This window comes from Syntrophomonas zehnderi OL-4 (genome assembly GCF_000983115.1).
Classification (GTDB): Bacteria; Bacillota; Syntrophomonadia; order Syntrophomonadales; family Syntrophomonadaceae; genus Syntrophomonas_B; species Syntrophomonas_B zehnderi.
In genome coordinates this window covers 125,731-132,667 of the sequence record NZ_CGIH01000005.1, presented here as the reverse complement: position 1 = coordinate 132,667, position 6,937 = coordinate 125,731, and the positions used below count along the sequence as shown (strand labels likewise).

General features: G+C 40.6%; 9 protein-coding genes. All 9 read right to left on the bottom strand.

Annotated elements, in window-relative coordinates; all coding sequences use genetic code 11:
- Window positions 1-263, bottom strand: a 263-nt coding sequence (locus tag AAV90_RS02635; RefSeq protein WP_046495513.1) for a transposase, incomplete at its 3' end; no start/stop codon positions are given.
- Between the two features lie 245 nt (window positions 264-508).
- Window positions 509-913 (bottom strand): hypothetical protein, encoded by a 405-nt coding sequence (locus AAV90_RS13930; protein WP_052729556.1) that lies wholly within the window; start codon window positions 911-913, stop codon window positions 509-511.
- On the bottom strand, window positions 900-1,757 hold the full coding sequence (locus tag AAV90_RS02625) for a ParA family protein (protein WP_046495511.1): 858 nt from the start codon (window positions 1,755-1,757) through the stop codon (window positions 900-902). Before AAV90_RS02625 ends, AAV90_RS13930 begins: the two co-directional genes overlap by 14 nt.
- Before the next feature lie 250 nt (window positions 1,758-2,007).
- Window positions 2,008-2,736, bottom strand: a complete 729-nt coding sequence (locus tag AAV90_RS02620; RefSeq protein ID WP_046495509.1) for a hypothetical protein — start codon at window positions 2,734-2,736, stop codon at window positions 2,008-2,010.
- 76 nt (window positions 2,737-2,812) lie between these two features.
- On the bottom strand, window positions 2,813-2,953 hold the full coding sequence (locus tag AAV90_RS14810; RefSeq protein ID WP_157609470.1) for a hypothetical protein: 141 nt from the start codon (window positions 2,951-2,953) through the stop codon (window positions 2,813-2,815).
- Between the two features lie 154 nt (window positions 2,954-3,107).
- The gene (locus AAV90_RS02615) at window positions 3,108-3,725 is read right to left on the bottom strand and encodes an RloB family protein (protein WP_046495506.1); all 618 of its coding nucleotides are present in this window, start codon (window positions 3,723-3,725) and stop codon (window positions 3,108-3,110) included.
- 104 nt (window positions 3,726-3,829) lie between these two features.
- On the bottom strand, window positions 3,830-5,098 hold the full coding sequence (locus tag AAV90_RS02610) for an AAA family ATPase (protein WP_046495503.1): 1,269 nt from the start codon (window positions 5,096-5,098) through the stop codon (window positions 3,830-3,832).
- A 666-nt stretch (window positions 5,099-5,764) separates the two neighbouring features.
- Window positions 5,765-6,241 (bottom strand): REP-associated tyrosine transposase, encoded by a 477-nt coding sequence (locus AAV90_RS02605; protein WP_046495500.1) that lies wholly within the window; start codon window positions 6,239-6,241, stop codon window positions 5,765-5,767.
- 488 nt (window positions 6,242-6,729) lie between these two features.
- The coding region (locus AAV90_RS15225; protein WP_207642030.1) for a hypothetical protein at window positions 6,730-6,937 on the bottom strand (208 nt) is incomplete at its 5' end.

Genomic DNA, 6,937 nt, shown 5'->3' with positions numbered 1-6,937 from the left:
ATATACCTCAGATGGGGATCATAAGTAAGCCGTTCAACCAGTTGGGTAAAAGTATTCATATTCTCTAGCCGCATAGCAATCAAGGCATTTAACATAGCGCAGGTTGGGTATGGCTTAGGTCCACGTTTATTACCATCAGGTTGATGTAATTTGGCAATAACTGGTTTGAAATCAAGGGTATCAATTATTTTCTCGATCCTGGATTTTGGTTGCATTTTCATTGCATCTTCAAAGGAGAAAATGCATCTCTGTCGAATATTCATAAGTGACTTCGCCTCCTTCGGATGATTTGTTTGGTCACTTATTTATTCGACAAAATGGGGGGTGAAGTCCTTTTTCTGTATGAATAAAATCCTAATATTTTCGGGCTTACCTAATATGCAAAAGTCTCAACTAATAATAGTTGAGAAATTTTGCATAAATAATTTATCTTCTTACGGCAACTATACTTATGCCTGACAGGGTGTATCAGTAGTCCCATTATAATCTATCCTTAAAAAAACGGTTCTTAAGTACCGGGTTTAAAAGCCTGTCCCTTATTGCTCATAGCCTTGACCCGTTCGATTATAAAGTCCATAAGCCGTTCCGGTTTGCGCCAGCGGGTATAGCTGCGGGAAGGATCCAGGGCAAATTTAGACAAGATGGCCTTTAAAGTAGCGGCATCCAAAGGCTCCAAGGCCTGTTGCAAGCCGAGTTTGCCCAGATCATAATAAATCTGAAAAGGATCAAATCCCTCCGGCACATGGGCTTCATCCTTAGCCTTGCGTTTGGCAGGAGCGGCTTTGCGACTGGCCTCCGCAACATCTTGAAAGGGAACCGCCAACTTACGAGCCAGGGCGGGATTGTTTTCAATTTCAGTCGCCAGAACCCTAAAAAACTGCGCCATCTGTTGACCCAGATCATTTTCGGACATAGCTTAAAACCTCCTCGGTGAGAGATTGATAGTGCCGATAGGGATTATCATAACCGTATTTATCATGCAAGCTGGTGAAATTAAGGGTAGAATCCATTACTGCGGCCGCCCGGGTACCCTCGGGAATAACCGTTTCCAAAACCCGCTGGTATCCATCGCGGTGAGCATTTAGCCTTAATAAAGGAGTTTGTGCCTTATGAGTATTGGATTGCTCCCGGAATTTGCTGATAACCAGGCCCAGCGGCTGGATAGGGATACCGGTTTCACTTTTTAAGCGTTCAATGCGATTTACAATCTGAGGGATTCCATAAGTAGAAAGTATATCCGGTATAGTGGGAATTATGTAATAATTACTGATCATCAGCCCATTCTGGCAGATCAGCCCCAGATCCGGCGGGCAGTCGATTAAGACTATATCATAATCCGGGAGGGACTCCCGCAAAGCACCGCCTAAAATATGCAATGGATTAACAGGCAGTGCGGCACTAGCCCGCAGGAATTCGTCATGAACCTCAATCAAGTCAATACTCGAAGGCAGTAAGTCCAGACCCTCTATCCCGCCCTGGATATTGGAAACCTTACGGATGATCGCTTCCTGCGGGGAAAAGATCCGGTATTTACTCAGGTGATCCAGGAAAACATTTAAGACCGTCTGCCCCCGCATATTACGCCGCCGCCATTCCTGCTCATGAATCAAAGATACCGTAGCATTAGTCTGCGGATCAAGATCCACCACCAGAACCCTAAGGCCGTGCTCAGCCGCCATAAATTCCGCCATAGCCACAGTCAGGGTAGTTTTCCCCACCCCACCCTTAAGATTAATCAAACTGATTACCGTCGGCATTATAACTCACCCGCAAGAAAATGATACGAAAATAGGTTTTTTAGAAGCTGATAATATTTTAGTCTTTTTCCACAGCGCAATAAACTGAGCAGGAGTCAAAACCTTAATTGGTTCACATAGCTCCGGGGGAAAATGCTTGTCAACCATTTTCGGGTTGAACCTAATCCGCCAAGAATGGTAAAAAACTGCCTGAGTTTTTAGTGTATTCCGGAAACTATGGCTGACAAGGAAGCTATGTTCCACCTTAGGATTATAAACACACAGCTATCAGCAAAAATGCGATACCAATTAAAACTCCCAGTCCTATTACTTTAAGGTTGTTACGATAGAAGTACCCTTTGTCTAACATAATCTTATCAATTTCATCGCTAGCTAGTTCTTTATCCAGTTCTAATAGCACGGATAACCATTGGGATGCGGGGTTAACTTCATTAAAAAACATACTTTTTAAGGCTACCAATAAGGCAATCAAAGATACTGTTAATATTAGTAATTGTTCACTTTCTGATATCGTATCAGGCAGAACTGTGATAACTGCAACTATTACAAGGACGGATAATAATCCTAAGGTAAAAGAATACATGTACTGGAATTTATACGTATCTTGTCTCTTTGATTCCACTATAATTTGTATCTTATCCCCTGGGGATAAGCCGCTATAGTCATTTAAATCCCCTTTTATTATTTTTTTATCCCCAATATAGTTCGTAATAACCGTATATATAGTTGTTAGCAGAATAATCCCCACGGTTACATAAAACAAATGTTTAGGGTTAATTGCGTTTTTTAATGTTTCCGAACTTGTTATTGAATAAACAGACATGAATAAGAGCATGCCAAGAATAATAAAGGTTATTCCCGTAATCCTATCAAACTTGGGTCGATTCAAGGTAATTAAATATTTTTGCGCCCTAATGTGGATACGCAAAAAAATTAGTATACCAGTAACCGTAAGTATCGTAGCTAAAACCTTAACCATTCTATCAGCTCCTCGTTAGTTCAATCAAAAACCCAAGTTCGGCTTTTTTTGACTTCGCCCAATTACTTTCCAGGTGTCAATAAATATTCACCTTGCTCTTTCCTGCACCTTTTTTATTGTCTCCATCACATAATGATGTGTACATTATTTCTTCCATTTCCACCGCATCCGGTAATTTGGTAGTTAAGTCGATTACTCCTTTTTTTATGGGCTGCATAAGTTAATGCACCTCTCAAAAAAGCGAAACAAAACTCCGGTTAAATGCTACCATCCACCCTTCACCCATCTATCTAACAAGAGCAGTAATTCAGCCCATGGTTCTAGCGATGCCATTAGCTTTTGGACTTCTAAGGTTGGCTATATTGTTTAGGTTAGCAGTAATAATTTATGTATTCTACTAACTCAAAAACATGAGTGCAAGGGTTACTTTCCTTACTACAGAGCCTTCTTCCGCATTCCGTATGATATTTGATTAGTTCTTTGGCCTTATCTATTGCTTGCTGTTGATTAAGTAGAATAGAATTAAACATGTAATCATTAGTTTTTTTGTAAGCAGGAAACCTTACTTTTAATTCCCTTAATAAATGATCATTATCGGAAAACGGTCTTGTTGAATTATAATCGGTATGAAGTAAGAACCATAGTTCAAAAGAAGGATTAGATAATGCCATTTTAATTCCGTTCTTATCTGCTAATTGCTTAGTTTTCTCAAGTTCTGGATCTCCTTTAGCGTCAACATCGAAAACGCACCAGACTTTATCTCCCTCGCCAATATCGATAGCATACTCCTTTGCTTTAGCTCTGGCATATTCAATCAATTTTACTGCCTCTGTAATTTTACAGTTGGGTATCTCGATTTGAACAATACTATTCCGCCGTATAAATTTATTAAAATAAATTCTTTCTGTTTGATTTCCTCGTTCAATAATAATTAGCAAGATTTTACGTTGTTCACGGATTTTTCTTTGTTTATCTCTTTTTCCTGCCATAATCTTTTCCCCTCGCCAAATTTACCCAATGCTTACTTATATAAGTATAAATTATGGCGAAAAAAAAGTGAACCGATATCATCACGGTTCACTAAGAGTTTATGCTATTCTTCTTCTAATACTATTCCACTACCCAAGTTGGGAACAGCTCCGTACCTCCCCGTCAAATAGCCTCTTGCTATATTCTCATCATTACGCGCATTAATATCGAATAACGAATATAGCTCGGTTTGCAAAGATTGAGGATCTTTCTCAGTAAACCAAATCTGGTCTCTCCTGAAAAAATCAAGCTGTAATAGTTGTGTATCATGAGTTGAAAAAATTAATTGGGCATTATTCTGATTTTGGGTGGGATCATGAAACAATTTTACCAAAAACCTCATTAACTGCGGATGCAAACTGTTATCAAGCTCATCAACTACTAAAACATACCCCTTCTGCAATGCCTCTAACCAATAACCTGCCAACTCCATCATCCTAATAGTGCCCTTGGATTCCTGACTCAGGGGTAAATAGTATTCCATGCTTTGACCCTGGCCATCTTCAATTCTATGACGGCAATTAACCGAAAACACTTCTTGTTTGTCTAAAAAATCTTTTAACTCATCGGGCATATCCTCAGGTAATTCATTTCTATCGATGTTTTTTAGTTTTACCTTTACATCTGTTATCCCCAGATCAGCTTGTTGTATAAGGTTTCCTATATAAATGGAGTCTTTATCATTATTCAACAGTTTTTTTGCAGTATACTGTAACCACTCAGTATCTGATTCATTCATACCACGAACAATCAGACATTTTTTAAACCATTCAAAAACCGGAGAAGTCTCCTTATAGTTCCACCCAGCAGAACTCGAAAGGTACAAATGATTAGAAATAGTTCTGCCCGCTAGGGTTTTTTGCTCTTTTATATCTATGGTAAATTTATATTTGTCACCCTGCCGCTTAAAAACTAAAGCTTTACGTTTTTTAGGATAATAATATAAATACTCTTCCTGCACCTTCTTTTGATCAACAGAAAAGCCATACAAGTACTTTATCCCCTGGTGAATAAAGTTAATTTCAAAATTCGATGGTCTGTTAGCCCAAGTCGAGTCAAATTTAAAAGGTACTGCTTGTTCTATAGGATCACCAGGTTGTAATTCATTATTATTTACCACCAGCCAATGCATGGTATAGAATGCAAATAGTAAATTGGTTTTTCCTGAAGCATTGGCACCATAAACCACAGCACTTTTAAGGAGAGCATCGTTTACTACATTGCTTATTATTAAATTATCCGCCTGGTTTTTATCCGCCCTGGATGCAAACATACTCAACGTCTGCTTTTCCTTAATGGATAAAAAGTTTTCCACACTGAATTCTAATATCACTATCAACATCCCCTTGCACAGAAAGCAAGTCTTTTTGAAATTATACCCCACTTTTTGTGAATTAGTCACGAAAATTCAATGTTGTTTTGCAGTTTTCTTGGCTTATATTATGTCCGAACACGATAGAATCTGCGCTAAGCTAGATAAACTACACGATTACCTTACAGAGCTGAAAACTCTCTCTATAAACAAGAAGTCAGGGTTAACCCTGACTTCTTGTTTAACCGCAGTTTAACCGCCCGTTGAACAGGTTATCCAGAGACGTAACCAGGTCTTCAAATACCCGACGTTCCCCATATCCAAAATGGCTTCCTTTATTTTTCTACCGCTTCTTCCCTTGAAACACCTTTGGCTGTAGCTCGTAGCGGTTCTGAACGTGCCAAATAATCCCCATGCCTAGGATGCTCCAGGATTTCTTACTATTGAATTTGCTCTAAAAATCGCCCCCTCTGCGGGCTCAGAAACATATTTGTAGACACAAAAGATGAAGATGAATCGGAAGCTAAAGCTTCCGCTACGGAGTTGGATCTTAGTCTCAACTGATCTTTTGGTAGGGGAGGCTTTAGCCTCAACAGTATTTCCGTAGGGGAGGCTTTAGCCTCAACAGTTCTTCCGTAGGGGAGGCTTTAGCCTCCTGCGGAAGCTAAAGCTTCCGCTACGGGTATGTTACAACGCATCTATCCACAACGCAAAACGCCGATCCCCGCATTCATAATAGGCACTGCTGGAAAATTCATAATCATTCCTGTCCGTAATTAATCCCGCTCGTACCGGATTGCTATGTATATATTCCAAGGTTTTTAGCAACTCTTGATAATCCCTGAGGCCCCGGTCATAAAAGCTTTTCTGCCAAATAGAGTCCGAGGTTCTGTTTTGAATGTTATAAAAACGGGCGAAATTGCCCTTAATTCTTCTGATTATGGCAGATAAATCAGTATCTTTATAAGGTTGAATAATCAAATGAAAGTGATCGGGCATAACTATAAAACCATAGATGTGGTAATGACAGGCAAATTTATTATAAAGAATGATATTAAGGAGCAATTCAGTAGCCAAGCGATCATTGAAAATAGGATTACGTTCATGAGTTACCGAGGTAACAAAATATACTGTATTAGGTTCAACATATCGTTTTAGGCCCATGGATAATTCCTCCTGTTTATCCTATCGTTTTTTTTATTTTTAACATCCTTCTCTGGTAGGGGAGGCTTTAGCCTCCCTGCGGAAGCTAAAGCTTCCGCTACGGTGGTTGGATCTTAGTCTCAACTGTTCTTCCGGTAGGGGAGGCTTTAGCCTCCCACGGAAGCTAAAGCTTCCGCTACGGTGTTGGATCTTAGTCTCAACTGTTCTTCCGGTAGGGGAGGCTTTAGCCTCCCTGCGGAAGCTAAAGCTTCCGCTACGGTGTTTGGATCTTAGTCTCAACTGTTCTTCCGGTAGGGGAGGCTTTAGCCTCCCTGCGGAAGCTAAAGCTTCCGCTACGGTGGTTGGATCTTAGTCTCAACTGTTCTTCCGGTAGGGGAGGCTTTAGCCTCCCACGGAAGCTAAAGCTTCCGCTACGGTGTTGGATCTTAGTCTCAACTGTTCTTCCGGTAGGGGAGGCTTTAACCTCCCTGCGGAAGCTAAAGCTTCCGCTACGGTGTTTGGATCTTAGTCTCAACTGTTCTTCCGGTAGGGGAGGCTTTAGCCTCCCTGCGGAAGCTAAAGCTTCCGCTACGGTGGTTGGATCTTAGTCTCAACTGTTCTTCCGGTAGGGGAGGCTTTAGCCTCCCACGGAAGCTAAAGCTTCCGCTACGGTGTTGGATCTTAGTCTCAACTGTTCTTCCGGTAGGGGAGGCTTTA

Excerpts from the sequence above, each read along its gene's own strand:
- AAV90_RS14810 (WP_157609470.1), bottom strand. The coding sequence starts at position 2,953 with ATGCAGCCCATAAAAAAAGGAGTAATCGACTTAACTACCAAATTACCG.
- AAV90_RS02620 (WP_046495509.1), bottom strand. The coding sequence starts at position 2,736 with ATGGTTAAGGTTTTAGCTACGATACTTACGGTTACTGGTATACTAATT.
- AAV90_RS02625 (WP_046495511.1), bottom strand. The coding sequence starts at position 1,757 with ATGCCGACGGTAATCAGTTTGATTAATCTTAAGGGTGGGGTGGGGAAA.
- AAV90_RS13930 (WP_052729556.1), bottom strand. The coding sequence starts at position 913 with ATGTCCGAAAATGATCTGGGTCAACAGATGGCGCAGTTTTTTAGGGTT.
- AAV90_RS02605 (WP_046495500.1), bottom strand. The coding sequence starts at position 6,241 with ATGGGCCTAAAACGATATGTTGAACCTAATACAGTATATTTTGTTACC.
- AAV90_RS02615 (WP_046495506.1), bottom strand. The coding sequence starts at position 3,725 with ATGGCAGGAAAAAGAGATAAACAAAGAAAAATCCGTGAACAACGTAAA.